Annotated in this window: 16 protein-coding genes; 11 read left to right on the top strand and 5 right to left on the bottom strand. The window is 75.6% G+C overall.

Features of this window, described 5'->3' with window-relative positions:
* Both K7787_RS29945 and K7787_RS29940 read right to left on the bottom strand, forming a co-directional pair.
* On the bottom strand, positions 1 to 304 hold a 304-nt coding region (locus K7787_RS29945; protein ID WP_223003559.1), incomplete at its 3' end, for a diacylglycerol kinase family protein.
* A 168-nt stretch (positions 305 to 472) separates the two neighbouring features.
* Positions 473 to 2,083, bottom strand: a complete 1,611-nt coding sequence (locus K7787_RS29940; RefSeq protein ID WP_223003558.1) for an FAD-binding oxidoreductase — start codon at positions 2,081 to 2,083, stop codon at positions 473 to 475.
* 48 nt (positions 2,084 to 2,131) lie between these two features.
* On the opposite strand from K7787_RS29940, the gene K7787_RS29935 reads away from it, so the two are divergent.
* Positions 2,132 to 2,815, top strand: a complete 684-nt coding sequence (locus K7787_RS29935) for a TetR/AcrR family transcriptional regulator (protein ID WP_282107300.1) — start codon at positions 2,132 to 2,134, stop codon at positions 2,813 to 2,815.
* Positions 2,812 to 4,425 carry a glycerol-3-phosphate dehydrogenase/oxidase gene (locus K7787_RS29930; protein WP_223003557.1) on the top strand — a complete coding sequence of 538 codons (1,614 nt, stop codon included), beginning with the start codon at positions 2,812 to 2,814 and terminating at the stop codon, positions 4,423 to 4,425. Before K7787_RS29935 ends, K7787_RS29930 begins: the two co-directional genes overlap by 4 nt.
* Before the next feature lie 265 nt (positions 4,426 to 4,690).
* On the opposite strand, the gene K7787_RS29925 is transcribed toward K7787_RS29930, so the two are convergent.
* Positions 4,691 to 5,254, bottom strand: a complete 564-nt coding sequence (locus K7787_RS29925; protein ID WP_308036497.1) for a hypothetical protein — start codon at positions 5,252 to 5,254, stop codon at positions 4,691 to 4,693.
* Positions 5,255 to 5,462: 208 nt separating this feature from the next.
* A complete protein-coding gene (locus tag K7787_RS29920) occupies positions 5,463 to 7,742 on the bottom strand; it encodes a catalase (RefSeq protein WP_223003556.1) in 2,280 nt (759 codons plus the stop codon).
* A gap of 470 nt (positions 7,743 to 8,212) precedes the next feature.
* On the opposite strand from K7787_RS29920, the gene K7787_RS29915 reads away from it, so the two are divergent.
* From K7787_RS29915 to K7787_RS29890, 6 genes are all read left to right on the top strand, one after another.
* On the top strand, positions 8,213 to 8,893 hold the full coding sequence (locus K7787_RS29915; protein WP_223003555.1) for a lipoprotein: 681 nt from the start codon (positions 8,213 to 8,215) through the stop codon (positions 8,891 to 8,893).
* Between the two features lie 898 nt (positions 8,894 to 9,791).
* Entirely contained in the window at positions 9,792 to 10,481 is a 690-nt protein-coding gene (locus K7787_RS29910) for a nucleotidyltransferase family protein (RefSeq protein ID WP_223003554.1), read from the top strand.
* Between the two features lie 49 nt (positions 10,482 to 10,530).
* Positions 10,531 to 10,833, top strand: a complete 303-nt coding sequence (locus K7787_RS29905) for a BON domain-containing protein (RefSeq protein ID WP_223003553.1) — start codon at positions 10,531 to 10,533, stop codon at positions 10,831 to 10,833.
* The gene (locus K7787_RS29900; RefSeq protein ID WP_164389164.1) at positions 10,830 to 11,606 is read left to right on the top strand and encodes a metallophosphoesterase family protein; all 777 of its coding nucleotides are present in this window, start codon (positions 10,830 to 10,832) and stop codon (positions 11,604 to 11,606) included. Before K7787_RS29905 ends, K7787_RS29900 begins: the two co-directional genes overlap by 4 nt.
* 107 nt (positions 11,607 to 11,713) lie before the next feature.
* Entirely contained in the window at positions 11,714 to 12,178 is a 465-nt protein-coding gene (locus K7787_RS29895; RefSeq protein ID WP_019983566.1) for a low molecular weight protein-tyrosine-phosphatase, read from the top strand.
* Positions 12,175 to 13,212 (top strand): fructosamine kinase family protein, encoded by a 1,038-nt coding sequence (locus tag K7787_RS29890; protein ID WP_247721421.1) that lies wholly within the window; start codon positions 12,175 to 12,177, stop codon positions 13,210 to 13,212. Before K7787_RS29895 ends, K7787_RS29890 begins: the two co-directional genes overlap by 4 nt.
* A gap of 113 nt (positions 13,213 to 13,325) precedes the next feature.
* On the opposite strand, the gene K7787_RS29885 is transcribed toward K7787_RS29890, so the two are convergent.
* A complete protein-coding gene (locus tag K7787_RS29885; RefSeq protein ID WP_223003552.1) occupies positions 13,326 to 14,753 on the bottom strand; it encodes an alkaline phosphatase family protein in 1,428 nt (475 codons plus the stop codon).
* Positions 14,754 to 15,171: 418 nt separating this feature from the next.
* On the opposite strand from K7787_RS29885, the gene K7787_RS29880 reads away from it, so the two are divergent.
* From K7787_RS29880 to K7787_RS29870, 3 genes are all read left to right on the top strand, one after another.
* Entirely contained in the window at positions 15,172 to 15,645 is a 474-nt protein-coding gene (locus tag K7787_RS29880) for a hypothetical protein (protein WP_164389009.1), read from the top strand.
* Between the two features lie 244 nt (positions 15,646 to 15,889).
* Positions 15,890 to 16,582: a GAF and ANTAR domain-containing protein gene (locus tag K7787_RS29875; protein WP_164387542.1), complete on the top strand. Its 693-nt coding sequence runs from the start codon at positions 15,890 to 15,892 to the stop codon at positions 16,580 to 16,582.
* Positions 16,583 to 16,691: 109 nt separating this feature from the next.
* Positions 16,692 to 19,286: a SpoIIE family protein phosphatase gene (locus K7787_RS29870; protein ID WP_223003551.1), complete on the top strand. Its 2,595-nt coding sequence runs from the start codon at positions 16,692 to 16,694 to the stop codon at positions 19,284 to 19,286.
* Positions 19,287 to 19,360 lie beyond the last annotated feature (74 nt).

Raw genomic sequence — 19,360 nt, 5'->3', positions numbered from 1 at the left:
GGGGCGGCCGGGGGGGGGGGGCAGATCCGTCCCCCGGGCCGCCGGGGACGAGGCCGAACAGGGCGCCGGTGCCGCTGAGCGCCCCGCCGATGCCGCCGGCGATGCCGTCGCCGCCCACGGCGAGGACGACCCGGCCGCGCTCCCCCGCCTGCCGGGCCAGCTCCCGCGCGTGGGCGAGGCTGCGGCTGTACTCGGTCTCCAGCGAGGCGCCCGCCTCCCGCAGCGGCCGGGCCACCCGCAGCAGCGCCGCGGCGCCCGCGGAGCCGCCCGCGGTGGGGTTGACGATCGCGGTGAACTGTCGCATCGGTGGGCCTCCGGGGCGCTGAGCGGGCGTGGCGGGAGAGTACGGGACGGGGCGGGACCACGGGGCCCGGGGCTGTGAGAACCGGTGCTGTGAGAACCGGGGCTGCGGCGACAGGGACTTGTGGGCGCCGGGCCGGGACCGTGGGGGCCGGAACTGCGGGGGCCGGTCTCAGTCCAGGGGCAGCAGGACGCCGGGGTTGAGCAGGCCGGCCGGGTCCAGACGGCGTTTGACCGCCCGCAGGGCGTCCGCCCCGAGCGGTCCGGCCTCCCTCAGATACCAGTCGCGGTGGTCGGTGCCCACGCCGTGGTGGTGGCTGATGGTGCCGCCGGCGGCGAGGATCGCCTCGTTGGCGGCGTGCTTGGCGGGCGTCCAGTGCGCCACCGGGTCCTCGCCCTGCGCGGAGACCACCGTGAAGTAGAGGGAGGCGCCGTTCTCGTAGACGTGCGAGATGTGGCACATCACCAGCGGTGGGGTGCCGGCCTCGGTGAGCGCCGCGGTGAGGGCGTCGCGGACGGCGGCGTACAGCTCGGGCACGCGGGACCAGAAGGCGGCGGTCTCCAGGGTCTCGGCGAACGCGCCCACGTCCAGCAGCGCGTCGCGCAGGTACGGCGCCGAGTAGCGGCCGTGCGCCCACCGCTCGCCGGGCTCCTCGCCGAGATACGCGCCGCCGCACTCGCGCAGCACGGCGGCGGCGCGTTCCCTGCGGTGGGCCACCTCCTCGGGTTCGCCCTCGTAGCCCGCGACGGCCTGGCAGCCTGCCGGCTGCGCGTCCTGGGCGTCCTCGGCTCCGATGGCGTCGGGGTGGGCGAGGCCGATGAACGTCTCGGTCTCGTCGGACAGGCGCAGCACGGTGGGCCGGGGTCCGTCCTGGGCGAGGCGGCGCAGCGCGGCGGCGCCCTCCTCGAAGGAGGCGAAGCGCCAGCCCTCGTAGATCCGCGTCTTCGGCAGGGGGCGCAGGCGCACGGTGACGGAGGTGATGACGCCGAACGCGCCTTCGGAGCCGAGGACGAGCTGACGCAGGTCCGGGCCGGCGGCCGAGCGCGGGGCGCGGCCGGTCTCCAGGGTGCCCTCGGGGGTGGCGAGGGTGAGGCCGAGCACCATCTCGTCGAAGCGGCCGTATCCGGCGGAGGCCTGGCCGCTGGAGCGGGCGGCGGCGAATCCGCCGAGGGTGGCCCACTCGTAGGACTGCGGGAAGTGGCCGAGGGTGAAGCCGTGTGCGGCGAGCAGGGCCTCGGCGTCCGGGGCGCGCAGGCCGGGCTGGAGCGTGGCGGTGCGGGAGACCGGGTCGAGGGCGAGCAGCCGGTCCATGCGGCGCAGGTCCAGGGCGACGAACGGGCGCGGAGTAGAGCCTCGTTCGGGAGCGAGGCCGCCGACGACGGAGGTGCCGCCGCCGAACGGGACGGCGGCGAGGCCGTGGGCGGCGCAGGCGCGCAGGACGGCGAGCACGTCGTCGTGGCTCGCGGGCAGCACCACGGCCGCCGGGAGGTCGGTGACGTCGCCCTCGCGGATGCGCAGCAGATCGGGGGTGGACTTGCCGCGGGTGTGCCGGATGCGGGACTCGGCGTCGGTGCGGACGTGCTCCTCGCCGCCGGCGGCGTCCGCCAGCGCCCGGCGGGCGACGTCGGTGAGCGGCGGTTCGGGGACGGCGATCTCCGTGAGGGCGAGCGGTGCGGTGCCGCGGGGCTTGACGCCGAGCAGGTCGCGCAGCAGGGCGGTGACCGTCTCGGGCAGCGGCGCGGCCTTGGCCGGGTCGCCCCAGCCGCTCCACAGCATGTCCATGGGGTTGTTCCTCACCGGTCGGCGTCAAGGGGCGTTACACTGTTACACATGACGCCTATTCGTCACAACGGTTCCGGCGGGTCCGAGCGGTCCGACGCCTCCGCAGACACCGACGCCCGGGCGGGTACGGCCCGTCCGGCCGACGACACGGCCCGCCCGGCCGGCGACCCCGTCCTCGACGCCGTGCGCGACTGCGTCCTGGCCGTCGGCGTCCGCCGGACGACCATGACGGACGTGGCCCGGCGCGCCGGGGTGTCCCGGATGACGCTGTACCGGCGCTGGCCGGACGTGCGGTCCCTGGTGGGCGATCTGATGACCCGGGAGTGGATCGGCGTGGCCACCGGGGCGATGCCCGAGCGCCGCCCGGGCGTGCCCACGCGGACGCTGATCGTGGACGGCCTGGTGGCCGGGGTGGCCGCGTTCCGCGCGCACCCGCTGTTCCGCAAGATCCTCGACGTCGACCCGGAACTGCTCCTCCCCTATGTGCTGGACCGGCGCGGCGCCAGCCAGGAGGCCCTGCTCGAACTGATCGCCGAGGGCCTCCGGGAGGGCCACGCCGACGGCTCGGTGCGCCCGGGCCACCCCGCCCTGCAGGCGCGGTCCCTGCTGCTGGTCGTGCAGTCCTTCACCCTGTCGCTGCGCACGATGACCGACCCGGACGCCCCCGACCTGTCCGACGAGGCCTTCCTCGCGGAACTGCGGACCATCCTGGAGAGGACCCTGACGCCATGAACTCCAGCAGCAGCCCCCTGGACGCGGGCGCGCCGGACCAGCCGCCCGGCGCGCGCCCGGGGTCCTCGCTGACCGCCGCGCGCCGCGTCCGTGAACTGGCCCGGACGGTGGGCGGCCCCGCCGTCGACGTGCTGGTCGTCGGGCTCGGCGCGACCGGGGCGGGCGCCGCGCTGGACGCCGCAGCCCGCGGTCTGTCCGTCGCCGCGATCGACGCGCACGACCTGGCCTTCGGCACCTCGCGCTGGAGCTCCAAGCTCATCCACGGCGGGCTGCGCTACCTCGCCTCGGCGCAGCTCGACGTGGCCCACGAGAGCGCGGTCGAGCGCGGGGTGCTGATGGAGCGCACCGCGCCGCACCTGGTGGGCGCGCAGCCGTTCGTACTGCCGCTGACCCCGCTGGTCTCCCGGGGCCAGGCCGCGCTGGCCTGGGCGGGCTTCCGCGCGGGCGACGGCCTGCGTCTCGCGGCGCGCACCGCCCGCGCCACCCTGCCCGCGCCGCGCCGGCTCTCCGCGGTGGAGACCCGCCATCTCGCGCCGGCCCTGCGCGGCAGCGGGCTGCGCGGCGGCCTGCTGTCCTGGGACGGCCGGCTCACCGACGACGCCCGGCTGGTCACCGCGCTCGCGCGGACGGCGGCGGCGCGCGGCGCGCGGATCCTGACCCGGGTCCGCGCACTGGAACTGACCGCCACCGGCGCCCGGGTGCGCGACGAACTCACCGGCGAGGAGGGCGAGATCCGGGCCCGCGCCGTGATCAACGCCTGCGGGGTGTGGGCGGGCGGCCTGGTGGAGGGGGTGCGGATCCGGCCCTCGCGCGGTACGCACCTGGTGCTGCGCTCCGAGCGGCTGGGGCCGCTGCCCGCCGGGCTGCACATCCCGGTGCCCGGGGAGAGCAACCGTTTCGTCCTGGTCCTGCCGCAGGGCGACGGCCGGGTGTACGTGGGGCTCACCGACGAACCCGTCGAGGGTCCGGTGCCCGACGTCCCCGAGGTCCCGGAGACCGACATCGGCTTCCTGCTCGACGTCCTCGGGTCCGCCCTGGACGTGCCGGTGCGCCGCGAGGACGTGGTGGGGGCCTTCGCGGGGCTGCGGCCGCTGCTGGACGCCACACCCGAGGGCGCCGGCGGCGCGCCGCGGACCGCGGACATCTCCCGGCGGCACGCGGTGCTCACCTCGGCGGACGGTGTGATCACCGTGGTCGGCGGCAAGCTCACCACCTACCGGCGGATGGCCGAGGACGCCGTGGACGCCGCCCTCGCCGCGCGGGGGCCGGCCGCGGGTCCCTCCCCGACGGCCGCGCTGCCGCTGGTCGGCGCGGCCTCGCCGCAGACGCTCGCCGCGCTCCAGGCGCCGCGCCGCCTGGTCCGCCGCTACGGCACCGAGGCGCCGTACGTCCACGCCCTGGGCCTCAGTGACCCGCGCCTCGGCGAACCCGTGCTCGACGGGCACCCCGTCACCCGGGCCGAGCTGGTGTGGGCGGTGCGCCACGAGGGCGCGCTCGACGAGGCCGATCTCCTCGACCGGCGCACCCGCGTCGGCCTGGTCCCGGCGGATCGCGCCGCCGCGCTGGACGCGGCGCGGGAGGCATTGGGCGAGGTGCTGGGGTCGCGGTGACGGGGGGCGAGCAGGCGCGGGGAGGGTGAGTTCGGGGCTCGTATCGCCGTGCGCCGGGCCGATGCGATCCGGGTCCCTTCGCTTTGCGACGGGGCGGTGTGCTCCGTGCCTCCCCGGGGCGGTGTGCTCCGCGCCTCCCCGCGTCGCGGCCGGTGGGGTCCGTACCGCTGTACGCCGGGTCGGCTGTACGACCGCCCCCTCGTACGACGGGGCGGTCGTACGAGGGGGCGGCTGTGCGACGGGTCGGTGCGGCTGCCCGGGTGGTTCAGGCCGCCAGCGCCGAGCCCCGCTCCAGGAGGTCCCGCAGCTGCGCCCGGTGCAGGGCGGCGACCGGGGCGAGCAGGTCGGGGTGGCGCAGGAGCGCGGCGGCCGTGCGGTCGGTGTCGTCGGGGGCGATCAGACGCCGGAACTCGACCGGCGTCCCCGCGGCGCCCGCGCCGGCGAGCGCGGCCACCGCGCGGCCGGCCAGCTCCGGATCGGTGAGCAGACAGGCGGCCCAGCTGGCGACGACCTCGTCCACCCAGGTGCGCCACGCGTACGTCTCCGGGTCGGCGGCCCCGCCGCCGTCCGCGCCGGTGATCCAGTCCAGCCGCGCGGAGCCGCCCGGTCCCGCCATGCCGACCAGGGCGGCGTCCACGGGCGTCGGATAGCGCAGCCAGGCCGCGGCCGTGACGGCCTGACGCGCCTGCATCTCGCACAGCACGGAGGCCAGCGCGCCGCCGGCGGCCGGATAGGCGCCGGTCAGCCACTGGGTGGTCGCCGCGATGAGGGGCGAGAGATCCGAGAGGTCTTCGAGCACTGGCGGGCCGTTCGAGCGTGTCGCGGGCACAGGGACGGCCAGCACCGTAGCCCGCGGCCCGGGGACGGCGATATGGCCCGGGCCTCCTTCGGGGCGTGGCCTCAGCCACACCCGCCGGGAGGCCCGGGCCGGTGCGCGGATACGGGCCCGACCCGCGGTCGCGGGTCGGGCCTTCGGAGGGGGGTCAGGCCTGCGGATGGGGTCCGGACCTGCAAGACGGTCTGGCCCGCGGGTGGGGTCAGGCCTGTGCCGGGAAGCGTTCCCAGACGCGGTGGGCGCCCAGCAGGCGGACGACCTGCTCCAGGGTGGTGGTGCCGCTGTCGCCGACGATCACGCCGGGCGCGTCGGCGGGCACGCCGGCCGCCTCCAGCGCGGCCTCCGCGCCCTTCCACGCGCCGATCGCCTTGCCGTGCCGGAACGCCTCCGACAGCAGCAGCGCGACCCGCGGGTCGTACGTGGCCTGCTGGACGGTGGCGAGGCCGGACTTGGCGTCCCGGGCGCCGTAGGCGTCGGCGCCCACACCCGGGGCCCCGGCCAGCAGGACGGCGTCGAACTCCACCGAGCGGGCGGTGGCGTAGGTGCGCTGGACGGTCAGCGCGTCCGCGCCGTCGCCGAGCGTGCCGCCGGTCGGCGCGACGACCAGGGGGACCATGCCCGCGGCGAGCACCGCGTCGCGCACGGCCCGTACGCCCTCGAGGTCGCCGTCGGGACCGGTGACGATGCCGACGATCCTGCCGTCCGTGGGCCAGGTGTGACCGACCTGGGAGAGGGCCGGGCTCGGCTCGACGTCGGCGAGCGGCACGGTGGCCGAGGGCGCGGGCAGGCCGAGTCCGGCGGCCACCTCGGCGCACAGCTCGGGGTCGATGTTGGCCAGCACCTGGAGTCCGCGTTCCTTGATGGACTGCTCGTAGCACTTGCCGAGTTCGAAGGTGTAGGCGCCGATGATGTGCTCGCGCTCCACCGGGCTCATGCTCAGCCAGAACCGGCGGGGCTGGCTGAAGTGGTCGGCGAAGGACTCGGGCGCCTCGCGGACCTTCTTGCCCTCCGGGACCGTCACCGGCGTCTCGATGTACGCCCCGGTGTCCGCGCCCGCGAGGAACGGGCAGCCGCCGTCGAGGGAGTTGGGCCGGTAGGGCGCCACGCCCCGGTGCACGGCGGTCTGGTGGAAGCTGTCGCGCAGCATGTCGTTGACCGGCGCGTGCGGGCGGTTGATCGGAATCTGCGGGAAGTTGGGGCCGCCGAGCCGGGTGATCTGGGTGTCCAGGTAGGAGAACAGGCGCCCGGCGAGCAGCGGGTCGTCAGTGATGTCGATGCCGGGCACGAGGTGGCCGACGTGGAAGGCGACCTGCTCGGTCTCCGCGAAGAAGTTGGAGGGGTTGCGGTTGAGGACGAGCTTGCCGATCGGCTGCACGGGGGCCAGCTCTTCGGGGACGATGTTCGTCGGGTCCAGCAGGTCGATGCCCTCGAAGGTCTGGTCGGGGGTGTCGGGGAAGGTCTGGATGCCGAACTCCCACTCGGGGTAGGCGCCCGCCTCGATGGCGTCGGCGAGGTCCCGGCGGTGGAAGTCGGGATCGACGCCGTTGATGATCTGCGCCTCCTCCCACACCAGGGAGTGCACACCCAGCTTCGGCTTCCAGTGGAACTTCACCAGGGTCGTCTCGCCCGCCGCGTTGACCAGGCGGAAGGTGTGGACGCCGAAGCCCTCCATGGTGCGGAACGAGCGCGGGATGCCGCGGTCCGACATGTTCCACAGGGTGTGGTGGGTGGCCTCGGTGTGCAGGGTGACGAAGTCCCAGAAGGTGTCGTGGGCGCTCTGCGCCTGCGGGATCTCCCGGTCCGGGTGCGGCTTGCCGGCGTGGATGACGTCGGGGAACTTGATGGCGTCCTGGATGAAGAAGACCGGGATGTTGTTGCCGACCAGGTCGAAGACGCCCTCGCTGGTGTAGAACTTGGTCGCGAAACCGCGGGTGTCGCGCACGGTGTCGGCCGAGCCGCGCGAGCCGAGCACGGTGGAGAACCGGACGAAGACCGGCGTCTCGACGTCCTCGGCCAGGAACGCGGCCTTGGTGACGGAGGCGGCGGTGCCGTAGCTCGTGAAGACGCCGTGCGCCGCGGAGCCGCGGGCGTGGACCACGCGCTCGGGGATGCGCTCGTGGTCGAAGTGCATGACCTTCTCGCGCAGATGGTGGTCCTGGAGGAGCACGGGGCCGCGCGGTCCCGCCTTGAGCGAGTGGTCGGTGTCGTACAGGCGGGTGCCCTGGGCGTTCGTCAGATAGGCGCCGCTCTGCGCCATCCGGGCCTGGTCGGCGCCCGTGGGCTGGCCGGTGGGCGAGACGGTGTCCGGGCCGGTCTGGTCCGGCTTGGGCGGCAGCGGGTCGTGGGGCTCGGTCGGCTCCGCGACCGGCGGCGACACGGCGCCCGGCTTGCCGGGGATGCCCTCCTCGGGGCCCTCGGCGCCGCCGCGCAGGGCGTCGGTGACCTTCTGGGCCGCCTGCTTGATGGGGTTGTCCTCGCTCATCAGTACCCGTTCCTCCGCTCCTGGCCGTGCCGTCGTGTGCGGCTCGGCCGTGTGCTGTCCGGTTGCCGGTCGTCCTCGGCCGCGCCGGTGGTCACCGCTGCGCCCGCGCCGAGGGGAAAGTAGAAAATGGGAAAGTGGGAAAAGCGAACATAAGACAGTAGAAGTAGACAAAGGCGCAAAACGCCGTGAAGGGGCATCTACCCCGTCAATCTCTCATGGCGCGGGGAATGGCGCATGGGACGCGCAACGACGGGGTGAACGCCGGACCGAGTCGTCACCTCACGCCCTCCCCTCACTCCGCACCGCACCGCTCCCCTCCGCACCGCTCTGATCGCTCCTCGCCGCTCCGGCCGACCCACCGCGTACCCAGCCGGGGGCGCTCAAGCCCTGTGGATTCCGCCTCCGTTACAGTGACCCGCCTGCGCGGACGGGGAGAGGGCCCGGCCGTGGGGCGGGGAGGGAGAGACAGGGTGTCGATCAGGGCGGAAACGGCGTGGCGGGTTCCGCTGGCCGTGGCGGTGCTGCTGGGCGGGGCGCTGACGGGCTGCGCGGACGGCGCGGAGCCGGGCGGGGCGGGGGCCTCGGCGGGCGGTACGGCGACGTCCGCCGGCGTCGCCTCGTCCGCGGGCGTCGCCCGCAGCGGCGGCAGGGTCGGGGCCGCCGGGTCGGCCTGTCCGCTGCCCGTCGCCTTCGACGTGGCCGCCGGCTGGAAGGCGAAGGCGGTCGACCGCGCGGGGCTCGGGGACTCGGCGGAGGCCGGGGAACTGGCGGACGCCCTGCTGAAGCAGGGTCCGGTGACGGCGGTCTGCGAGATCGACGCCAAGCCCGCCGGGAACATCGGCTTTCTGCGCGTCTACACCGCCGGTCCCGCGGCGGGCGACGCGCGCACGGTGCTGCGCGCCTTCGTGGCGGCCGAGGGGTCGGTGAGCCGGGTGAGGTACCGGGCGTTCGAGTCGGGCGGCCTGTCCGGCGTCGAGGCCGAGTACCTCGTCACGGACAAGCTCCTGGAGGAGAAGGCCAAGAAGAGCGCGGTCGCCGTCACCACGTCCAAGGGGCCGGTCGTCCTGCACTTGGGCGGCCTGGACACCGGCGAGCACGACGAGATGCTCCCGGCGTACGAACTCGCCAAGCGGACGCTGGGCGCTACGTGAGTGGAGGAGCGGCGCGGGGGTGGTCGGGCGATGCGCCTGTCGACGTATCTCGGCGTGCTCGGCATGACCGGCCTGACCGCGCGGGGGCGCGGGGCGTCATCAGGCGGCTGTCGCCAGCCGCCTGACCACCACCGGCCGCCCGTGGGCGCAGGCGGTGCGCTTCGGGTGGCGGGCACGGAGTGCCGGCGGCCCCTGCGGCGGCCCTCCGGCCAGGATCACCTACGCCCCCTGCCCGTGCACGACCGACCGGACGCGGGCCGCGCAGGGCCATCGGCGGTGGGCGCCCGTCGGGCGCGGGGCGCCCGTGGCTGTCGGTTGTGGTCAGACCGGCCGGTACGCGGCAAGTGGCAGGCGTCATCCGATCGGCGGGGCCGGCTCCGGCTTCCGAGGGGCCCGCTGACCGCGCGCAGACAGCGCAACCGTGGGCGGTGGTCGCGCTGCGGGCGCGGGACGCCTACCGCCCCTGACGGTGCCCGGCTGATCGGACGCGGACTGCCGGGCGTCCGGTAGCGCGGGCCGTTTGCGGAGCGCCGAGGGCGGCCATCGCGTGGGTGCGGGCCGCCTTCGCCCCCTGGCGTGGACGTGCTGGCCGTAGGCGGGCCGCCCACGGCCACCAGCGGGGGCCGCCCGGTCGGTGCGGAGCATCCGCGACTCCGCGCTGCGGCCGTCGGGGCGGCGGGGACCGTCCACGGTCGTCGTCGGGCGGTGGGCCGGAGGCCCGTCGCCCGTGGGGCCCGCCCCGGTCACCCGGTCGCCCGGTCTCCCGCCGCCGCCGTGCCGTGTCGATGCGGGTACGCCGGGTACCCGCCCGGCACACGAGGCGTCCGGGAGGTGCGGGGCCGGCGGTCGCGCGGCCGGCGGGCGCCGTACTGGGGCAGGTCCGGCGATTGGAGTGGGCATGGCACGCAACGGAGGCGACGCGGCTCCCGCCCGGCAGGCGGGGCCTGCCGGCCTTCGTCTGGCGGCGGGCGGGACGGGCGAGGCCTCCTGTCAGGGGGCGCCGCCGCGGGGACAGCAGCTGCCCCGCGACCGCAACCAGGCGATCCTGGAGGCGGCCAAACAGGTCGGCGCGCTCCTGAAGCGGAAGGGCCACGCCTTCGCGCTGGCCGGCAGCGTGGCCGCCTACGCGCACGGCGGCAGCGAGAACCTCCAGCACGACGCCGACTTCTGCGTGCGCCGCGAGGACGCCGAAGCGGTGGCGCAGACCCTGCGGGAGGGCGGCCTGACCGTCTACACCCCGCCGGAGGACTGGCTGATCAAGGCCAAGTGCTTCGACCAGGACATCGACATCATCTTCGAGCTGGCCCACCAGCCGGTGACCCGGGAGATGCTGGAGCGCGCCGAGGAACTGCCGGTGGACTCCGTGCGGATGCCGGTGCTGGCCCCCACCGATCTGCTGTGGGGTCTGATCGCGGCGTTCTCCGAACACCACTGCGACTTCGGGGCCGTGCTGCCGATCGCCCGCGCGCTGCGCGAGAAGGTCGACTGGGAGCGGGTGCGGGCGGCCTGCGGCGACGAGCCGATGCCCGCCGCGTTCTTCTTCCTCCTCGAACGCCTGAACGTCATCACCCCGCACGGGCGTGCGTGAGAGGACCCGAGCGTCCGTAGCCCCGAGCATCCGTAGGAGGAGCAGCGTCATGAACCACCACGGCCAGGAGCAGGCCCCCGGCGCCCCGGCCGCCGGGAACGACGCGGGGACCAACCTGGAGTACCGCGTCGCCCATCTGAGGGAACAGATCGCCGGCGGCCCCCTGGGCGAGCTGGGGGTACGGCTGGAGGTGCGCGGCGAGACGGTCCTGCTGACCGGGACGGTCCCCTCGGCGCAGTGCCGCGACGACATCTGCGGCCTCGTCGCCGGCGAGCTGACCGGGCGCCAGGTCCACTGCGACATCGTCGTCGCCGACGCCACCACTCCCGACCACGCGGAGGACCTCGCATGATCCGGATAGCAGCCGTCGGGGACATCCACATGGCGCCGGAGACCCGGGGCACGCTCCGGCCCGCCTTCGAGACACTGCCCGAACTCGCCGACGTCCTGCTGCTGGCCGGGGACCTCACCCGGCACGGCACCCCCGAGGAGGCCCGGGTGGTGGCGGACGAGATACGGGACGTGGGCGTGCCGGTCGTGGCGGTGCTCGGCAACCACGACCACCACGACGACCGGCCCGAGGAGGTCACCGCGATCCTGGAGGACGCCGGCGCGCAGGTGCTGGAGGGGCGCGGGACCGTCGTGCGGTGCGGCGACAGGCGGGTCGGCGTGGCCGGTACGAAGGGGTTCGGCGGGGGCTTCATGGGGCGCTGCGCGGGCGAGTTCGGCGAGCCGCTGATGAAGGAGTTCGTCCGGTACACCCGCCGCTGCGCCGACGGGCTGCGCACGGCGCTGGAGGAGCTGGACGGGCAGGGGTGCGACGCGCGGATCGCGCTGACCCACTACTCCCCCGTCCCCGAGACGCTGGCCGGCGAGCCGCTGGAGATCTATCCGTTCCTCGGCAGCTATCTGCTGGCCGAGGCGGTCGACACGGCGGGTGCGGACCTCGCCGTCCACGGCCACGCGCACGCCGGCACGGAGAACGGCATGACCAACGGCGGCGTACGGGTGCGCAACGTGGCCCAGCCGGTCATCGGACGGGCCTTCCACATCTACCACCTGCACGAGCGGGAGCCGGCGCCCACGGGGGCACGGACCGCATCGGCCGGCGAGCGGGACGGCTGACCGGGCGCCGCGGCCGGCGCGCCCCCTCACGCCGGGTGGGCCGGAAGTGATCGGTGCCCGGCGGCGGAGCACCGCCGGCTCCAGCGGGGCCGCTTACCCTGGGGTCCGTGCACATCTGTTTCGTCTGCAGCGGGAACATCTGCCGGTCGCCGTCCGGGGCGCTGGTCCTCGCCGAGCGGCTGCGCCGCGCCGGTCTGGACGGGGCGGTGCGGGTCACCAGCGCCGGCATCGGGCCCTGGCACGTCGGGGAGCCCATCGACGAGCGGGCCGGTGCGGCCCTGGCCCGGCACGGCTATCCGGTGGAGCACGTGGCGGCGCAGGTCGGCGCCGAGCACCTGGACGCCGATCTGTTCCTGGCGATGGACGCCGGCCACGAGAAGGCGCTGCGGCGTCTCGTGGCCGACCCGGCCAAGGTCCGGCTGCTGCGCTCCTTCGACCCGGCGGCCACCGGCGACCTGGACGTGCCCGACCCGTACTACGGCGGCCCGGAGGGGTTCGACGAGGTGCTGGCCATGATCGAGGCCGCGATGCCCGGGCTGCTGGCCTGGGTGCGCGAGCGCCTGCCGTCATGACGGACGAGCCCCGGGACGGCAGCGGTGAGTCCGGGCCGGACCCGGACCCGCCCGGCGCGGCCCGCCCGGCAGACGGCCCGCCGGGCGGCGACGACAGCGGGACCCCCCACGACGGAAGCCACCACGACGGAAGCCACCACGACAGAGGCCGCCACGGCGGGGCCCGTCACGACGCCGCCCACGACGACGGCCCCGGCGCCGCCGCCTCCCGGCTGACCGGCCGTGCGGCGGTCGCCGAGCGCCGGCTGTCCGCGGCGCTCGCCGAAGTGACGCTCGACGGCGGGCAGGTGGTGATGGTCAAGCGCGGCGACGCACCGGGCGCGGTGTGCGCGGAGGCGGCCGGGCTGGCCTGGCTCGCCGAGGCCCGCGCCGTACGCGTCCCCGCGGTACGCGGCCACGACGCGCACCGCCTGGTCATCGACCGGGTCGCCGAGGGGCGGCCCGATGCGCGGGCCGCGCTCCGGTTCGGCCGGGACCTGGCGGCGCTGCACGCGGCGGGGGCCCCGGCGTTCGGCGCGCCGCCGCCCGGCGGCCCCGAGGAGGCGTACATCGGCCGCGCCCCCATGCGCAACGTGCCCGGCGACGACTGGCCCTCCTGGTACGCCGCGCACCGGGTGCTGCCCTATCTGCGCCGCGCGGTGGACGAGGGCGTCCTGCGTCCGGCCGAGGCGGCGGAGATCGAGGGCGTGCTGGAGCGGCTGCCGGACCTCGCGGGCCCGGCCGAGCCGCCCGCCCGGCTGCACGGCGACCTGTGGAACGGCAACGTGCTGTGGGGCGCGGACGGCCGGGTGTGGCTGATCGACCCCGCCGCGCACGGCGGCCACCGGGAGACCGACCTGGCGATGCTTCACCTGTTCGGCTGCCCGCACCTGGACCGGGTGCTGGCCGGCTACCAGGAGGCGGCGCCGCTCGCCGACGGCTGGCGCGACCGCATCGGACTGCACCAGCTCTTCCCCCTGCTGGTCCACGCGGTGCTGTTCGGCCGCGGTTACGCCGAGCAGGCGCTCGCGGCGGCCCGCGGCGCGCCCGCGTGACGCGCGCCGCCCCGCCGGTCCGGTGCACGGCGGTGGGGTGGCGCGGTCGCGCACCGGGGCGGCCGCGGCGGCGCACAGACGCCGGGTGGGTCCGCGCCCGCCCGGCCGGCGGCTCACAGGTGGGGCCGGTGACCCCGTTCCTGGTGGGGGAAGCGCTGGTCGGCGCCGGGCAGGGCCGGCTTGGGCAGCGTCGCCACCTCCTCCTTCGCCTTCCGCAACTGCTCGGCCGTGTCGGCGGGCAGCCGGGGCGGGCGCGGCCGGGTGTGCGAGAAGCGGAACGGCGAGGTGAAGTCGCCGAAGGTCTCCCGCCGCCAGTCGCTGATGTTGGGCTCCGCCACTCCGGTGAACCGCTCCAGGAACTGCAGCGCCGAGGTGTGGTCGAAGGCCTCCGTGGCGACCCAGCCGCCCACCGTCCAGGGCGAGACGACGATCGCCGGGACGCGGAAGCCGCCGCCGATCGGCAGGCCCTTGATGAACTCGTCGGGCGTGCCGGCGGGCGGGGTGGGCGGGGCCACGTGGTCGAACAGGCCGTCGTTCTCGTCGTAGTTGAGGATGAAGGCGGTCTTGCGCCACACCTTCGGGTTGGCGGCGACGGCCTCGATCTTGGAGGCGACGAAGTCCGCGCCCGCGGCCGGGAGATAGTCGGGGTGCTCGGACTGGTAGCTGGTCGGCATGATCCACGAGACGGCCGGGAGGCGGTCGCCCCGGGCGTCGTCCTCGAACGTGCCCTCCGGCTGGGGCCGTACGCCCCGCTCGTACAGGTCGGAGCCCGGCGCGGCGTTCCTGAACGCGGCGAACTGCTCCAGCATGTTGCAGCCGTAGTCGTCGTCCTGCTGGTAGACCTTCCAGCTGACTCCGGCGGCCTGCAGCCGCTCCGCGTACGTCGTCCAGCGGTAGGGCGTGGGCGCGGTGTTGCTGGTGACGGGCCCGCCGCGGGTGCCGCCCGGGTCGATCGTCCCGGTCATCCACATCAGGCGGTTGGGCCAGGTCGGGCCGAAGACCGAGCAGAAGTAGTGGTCGCAGACGGTGAAGGTCTCGGCGAGCGCGAACTGGAACGGGATGTCCTCGCGCGTGTAGTAGCCCATGACGTAGGGGCCGTTGACGCCGTCGGCCTTGCGGTGCGCGGGCAGCCACCGGTCCATCTTGCCGCCGTTCCACGCCTCGTGCTGCACCGACCAGGCGTGGCTGGTGGACGGGATGGCCTGGGCGCTGGACTTGTGGGTGTCCAGGTGGAAGGGGAGCAGGTAGCCCTTGGGGTTCTCGGCGTCCGGCTGGTAGAAGACCGAGCGGCCGTCGTCGAGTTTCAGGGCGTGCGGGTCGGCGAAGCCGCGGACGCCCGACAGGGTGCCGAAGTAGTGGTCGAACGACCGGTTCTCCTGCATCAGCAGGACCACGTGCTCGATGTCGCGCAGCGAGCTGTGCCGGGGCGGCTCGGCGGCGACGGCCTTGCGGACGCTCGGCGGCAGCAGGGACAGCGCCGCGGCGCCTCCCGCCGCGCCCGCGGCCGAACCAAGGAGTCTGCGGCGTGTCAACTCGGCCATGAAATCCCCTTCTTGAGCGGACGAGGCTCTCGCACGGGTCTGGCCCGGCCGCCGGAGCGGAGCGGACCGCCGACCACTCTCCGCCCGCCGCGCCGGGCGCCGTCAGGGACCGGGGATGAACAAGTGCCCAACGCGTGGAGCCGAGTTGGCCAACCCATGACCGGGGCCACCGGGCCGTCACCCGGCCGTCGCCCCGCCGTGGGAAAAGGCCGCCCCACTGCACACGGCACCGGGGCGGCCGGGCCACGTTGTGTACCGGTTTGGTCACCGAGTGGCACTGCCGCCCCAGTTGTCGCCCGGGAAGTTCCCGCCCGTGGTAGGAAATACGGCGAAACAGGCATGCCGGCGTACCACCGGGTGCGCCACCGGTCATGCCGGGCCGGCCCTTCGGGGCCGCAGGGGGAAAGGTGTCACCGCAGTGAACCGCACACGCTCAACCGCCGCCGTCCTGGCCGCAGTCGGGGTCGTCACCGCCGCTCAGCTGGGTCTCGCCGGGGCCGCCTCCGCATCGACCGCCGCACCGCGGAGTTCGGGCTGCCCGGTCAGCATCGTCTACCCGTCCCGCTTCTACGTCGACCACAACGGCTGGGTGACCAACGGGGGTCTGTACTTCGGCATCAAGAGCAAGACGAGCAAGAGCGTCAAGAAGGTCACCTTCACGGTCGCCAACTCGAAGAACATCCGCTTCGGCACGGCGAAGGCGACCGGCGGCCGGATCAGCCACCGCACCTCGACGACCGTCTCCGTCTCCACCACCACCCTCAAGGGCAAGGCGAGTCTCGGCTTCCGGGTCCGCACGCACCTGCTCAACACCCGCAGCTACAAGCTGAAGCTCACCCTGCACGGCTCCGGCTGGAACTGCGCGGTCAACCAGGGCACCTGGGGCGCGTGACCGCAGGGCCGCACGTCCGCTCCTGACCGCCGCGGCGCGCGGCGCCGGCGCCCCGGCCTCTCCCGGCCGGGGCGCCGGCGCGTCCGGGGCCGCCCCCGCCGCCCCGGCGCCGCGCGCTGCGGCGCGCGTGGGCATCGTGATCGGCTTACGGGGTATCGCACGGTGAGCGGGGTACGCTGCGCATGCCGGGGGCCGCGGGCGACGTCACCCTTGCAGGAGACGGGGAGAAGGGTGGTGCGAACGGATGGACTGGCGTGAGTTCGCCGAACAGATGGCGCAGCTCGCCCGGCGTCTGCTGGCCCAGGACTCGCCCCAGGCGACGCTCGAGGAGATCGTCTCGGCGGCGGTCGAGCTGATCGACGGCTGCGAGGCCGCCGGCATCCTCGCCGTGCGCAAGGGCCGGGCGGTGAGCCTCGCGGTGAGCGGGGACATGGTCGAGGAGTCCGACCGGCTGCAGGGCGAGCTGGGCGAGGGGCCGTGCTTCGACGCCGCCCGCCGGGTGGACGGCGACCGGATGTTCCGCATCAGCGACATGACCAAACCGCAGCCCGCCTGGCCGCGGTACGCGCCGGCCGCCCGCGACCTGGGCATCGGCAGCATGATGGGCTTCCTGCTGTACACCGAGGACGAGGACTTCGGCGCGCTGGACTGCTACTCCACCCGGCCCGGCGCGTTCACCCCGGAGGACGAGACGGCCGGCTGGCTGCTGGCGTCGCACGCCGCGGTGGCGGTGGCCAGCGCCCGCACCGTCGACCAGCTCGAACACGCGTTGGAGACCCGGCACGCCATCGGCGAGGCCATGGGCATACTGCGCGAGCGGCACCGGCTGAGCGAGGACGACGCCTTCGCGGTGCTGCGCCGCATCTCCCAGCACCACAACGTCAAGCTCCGCGACGTCGCCCAGAACATCCGCGAGAAGCGGCCCGAGAAGCCCTGACGGACGGCCCCCGCCGGATGTCCGCCGCCGCGCCGGGTGCGCCGCCGGGGCGTCCGGGCGCATTCTTGCTGTGTCGTGCTCCTGTCGGCGCAGGGACGAGGTGGAGCCGATGACGAGCGAGGACGAGAGAGCGGACGCGACGGCGGCGCGGCCGGCCGCGCCGCTGGCGGACGCCGTCACCGAGGCCCTGGGCGCGGCCGGGGGTCTGGCCGCCGGTGTCTACCTGCGGTCCACCACCGCGCGCCTGCTGCGCCTCGCCGTGCTCTCGGGGCTGCCCGGGCCGCTGTTCCGTCCGTGGTGGCGGATGCACGTGGACCGCCGGTTCCCGGTCGCCGACGCCTACCGGCTCGGCGTCCGGGTCGCCCTGCCCAACGCCACCGAGACCATGCGCCGCTACCCGCAGTTCGCGGCCGGTCTGCCCTTCCCGTTCGGTTCCCTGTACGTGCCGGTGACCGCGGGGCAGGCGACGTACGGGGTGCTGACCGTGCTGCATCCCGCGCTGCCGGACGCCGGCGAGGCCCCGGCGGGCCATGACCGCGTCGTGCGGATCGCTCGGGAGCTGGGGTCCGCGCTGGCCGGACTGGAGAGCGGCGGCGGCCCGGCGGTGGTGTGGGACGGCGAGCCGCTGTGCGTGCGCCCGCCCGTCGCCCGCGCCTTCGAGGGGCGGGTGGGGCGGTTCGCCTGGGACCCGGCGACCGGCGCCCTGACCGCCGACGACCGCTGCCGGCTGCTGCTGGGCTGCTCCGGCGCCGGACCGCCCGGCACGGGTGGAGACCTCGCGGACGCGGTGGCCGCCGACGACGGCCACCGGGTGCTGGCCGCGCTGCGCGAGGCGGCGGCGGGCCGGCCGGCCGCGCTGCCGCTGCCCGTGCGCACCCGCGAGGGGCAGCTGCGGCTGATGGAGTTCTGGACGTCGTACGCCGCGCCCGCGCCGGGGGCGTACCGGGTGAGCGGGACCGTACGGGACCCCGGTCCGGGCGCGCTCGGGGACGCGGCGGCCGACCTGCTCCCCGACGGGGTGTTCTGCCTGGACCGGCTCGGCACGGTCGTCTACGCCAATCCGCGCGCCGCCCGGCTGCTCGGCCGGCCCCGGCCGCTGCTCGTGGGCCGCTCGCTGTGGGAGTGCGTGCCCTGGCTGGACCATCCCGCGTGCGAGGACCAGCTGCGGGCGGCGCTGCTGTCGCCGGGGCCGGTGCACTTCCACGTCCGGCGGCCGCCCGCCGAGGGGCGCACGCGACCCGACGACGCTCTGCTGGCCTTCTCCGTGCACGCCGGCCCGGAGCTGCTGACCTGTGTCGTGCGCCCGGCCGACCAGCCGGTGCGCGGACCCGTCGACGTCCGCCCCGAGGACACCGCCGACCCGCCCCCGTCCGCCGGCCCCGGTCCGTCCGGCGGCCCTCCCGCCGATCCCCTCTCCCCCGCCGCCGACGAGGCCGCCTCCGCCGGGCCGCGCACCGCCGCGCACGTGTACCGGCCGATCGTCCTCGCCATCGCGCTGACCGAGGCCGTCACCGCCCGGCAGGTGTCGGCCGTGGTCATGCAGGAGCTGCTGCCCGCGTTCGGCGGCGACCGGCTGGCCATCTACCTGCTCCAGGACCGGCATCTGTACCTGGCCTGGGAGAGCGGCTTCCCCAAGGGCTTCCTCACCCCCTTCGAGGGGGTCGGCCTGGACGCCCGTATCCCGGGCGTGGAGACGCTCACCACGGGCCGCCCGCTGTTCTTCGACTCCATGGACGAACTGGCGGCCCGCTATCCGGGGCTCGCCATCGACGCCGAGGTGGGCTCGCGGGCCTTCCTGCCGCTGATCGCCTCGGGCCGCCCGGTCGGCAGCTGCATCCTCGGCTTCGACCGGCCGCGCGGCTTCAGCGGCGAGGAGCGCACGGTCCTCACGGCGCTGGCCGGACTGATCGCGCACGCCATGGAGAAGGCCCAGCGCTACGACACCGAGGCCGCCCTCGCGCGCGGGCTCCAGCAGGCGCTGCTGCCCCGGCGGCTGTCGGCGCACCCGGCGGTGGAGACGGCGGGCCGCTATCTGCCGGGCACCCAGGGCATGGAGGTGGGCGGGGACTGGTACGACGTGGTGAGCGCCGGGGACGGTCTGGCGCTGGTCATCGGGGACGTCCAGGGGCACGGGGTGCAGGCGGCCGCCACCATGGGGCAACTGCGCAGCGCGGTGAAGGCGTTCGCGCTCGGCGACCGGCCGCCCGAGGAGGTGATGAGCGGCACCAACCGGCTGCTGATCGATCTCGACCCGGGGCAGTTCGCGAGCTGCTGCTATCTGCGGCTGGACCCGGCGACCGGGGTGGCGCGGGCGGCCCGGGCCGGGCATCCGCTGCCGCTGCTGCGTCACCCGGACGGCCGAACCGAGGTCTGCGACCTGCCCGGCGGCGTCGTCCTCGGGGTCGACGACACCGCCCGCTATCCGGTGGGCGAGCTGCGGCTGGAGCCGGGCGCGATCCTGGCCCTGTACACCGACGGGCTCGTGGAGCGGCCCGGGGTGGACATCGACGAGGGCGTCACCGCCCTGCGCAGGGCGCTGGCGCGGGTGGGCGCGGAGGCCGCGCGGGCGGCCGGGCCGTCGCTGACGAGCGTCGCCGACCGGCTGACCGCGACCGCCCGGCACACCGCGGACCGGCCCGACGACATCGCGCTCCTGCTGGCCCTGCGCCGCCCGGGCCCGGACGGCGGCGCCGGCGGCGGGTGAGGCGGGCAGGGCCCGCGCGGGCCGGGCAGCGGCGGGGGGGGGGGGGGGGGGGGGCCCGGCCCGGGGGGGGGGCC

The organism is Streptomyces sennicomposti, from assembly GCF_019890635.1.
Lineage (GTDB): Bacteria > Actinomycetota > Actinomycetes > Streptomycetales > Streptomycetaceae > Streptomyces > Streptomyces sennicomposti.
The sequence above is the reverse complement of the archived record's forward strand: the minus strand, read 5'-3'. Positions and strand labels throughout refer to the sequence as shown.

Bases quoted from the DNA above. Each gene is read 5' to 3' on its own strand.
- K7787_RS29940 (WP_223003558.1), bottom strand. From the start codon at position 2,083: ATGGACATGCTGTGGAGCGGCTGGGGCGACCCGGCCAAGGCCGCGCCG.
- K7787_RS29935 (WP_282107300.1), top strand. From the start codon at position 2,132: ATGACGCCTATTCGTCACAACGGTTCCGGCGGGTCCGAGCGGTCCGAC.
- K7787_RS29930 (WP_223003557.1), top strand. From the start codon at position 2,812: ATGAACTCCAGCAGCAGCCCCCTGGACGCGGGCGCGCCGGACCAGCCG.
- K7787_RS29920 (WP_223003556.1), bottom strand. From the start codon at position 7,742: ATGAGCGAGGACAACCCCATCAAGCAGGCGGCCCAGAAGGTCACCGAC.
- K7787_RS29910 (WP_223003554.1), top strand. From the start codon at position 9,792: ATGGCACGCAACGGAGGCGACGCGGCTCCCGCCCGGCAGGCGGGGCCT.
- K7787_RS29905 (WP_223003553.1), top strand. From the start codon at position 10,531: ATGAACCACCACGGCCAGGAGCAGGCCCCCGGCGCCCCGGCCGCCGGG.
- K7787_RS29900 (WP_164389164.1), top strand. From the start codon at position 10,830: ATGATCCGGATAGCAGCCGTCGGGGACATCCACATGGCGCCGGAGACC.
- K7787_RS29890 (WP_247721421.1), top strand. From the start codon at position 12,175: ATGACGGACGAGCCCCGGGACGGCAGCGGTGAGTCCGGGCCGGACCCG.
- K7787_RS29885 (WP_223003552.1), bottom strand. From the start codon at position 14,753: ATGGCCGAGTTGACACGCCGCAGACTCCTTGGTTCGGCCGCGGGCGCG.
- K7787_RS29875 (WP_164387542.1), top strand. From the start codon at position 15,890: ATGGACTGGCGTGAGTTCGCCGAACAGATGGCGCAGCTCGCCCGGCGT.
- K7787_RS29870 (WP_223003551.1), top strand. From the start codon at position 16,692: ATGACGAGCGAGGACGAGAGAGCGGACGCGACGGCGGCGCGGCCGGCC.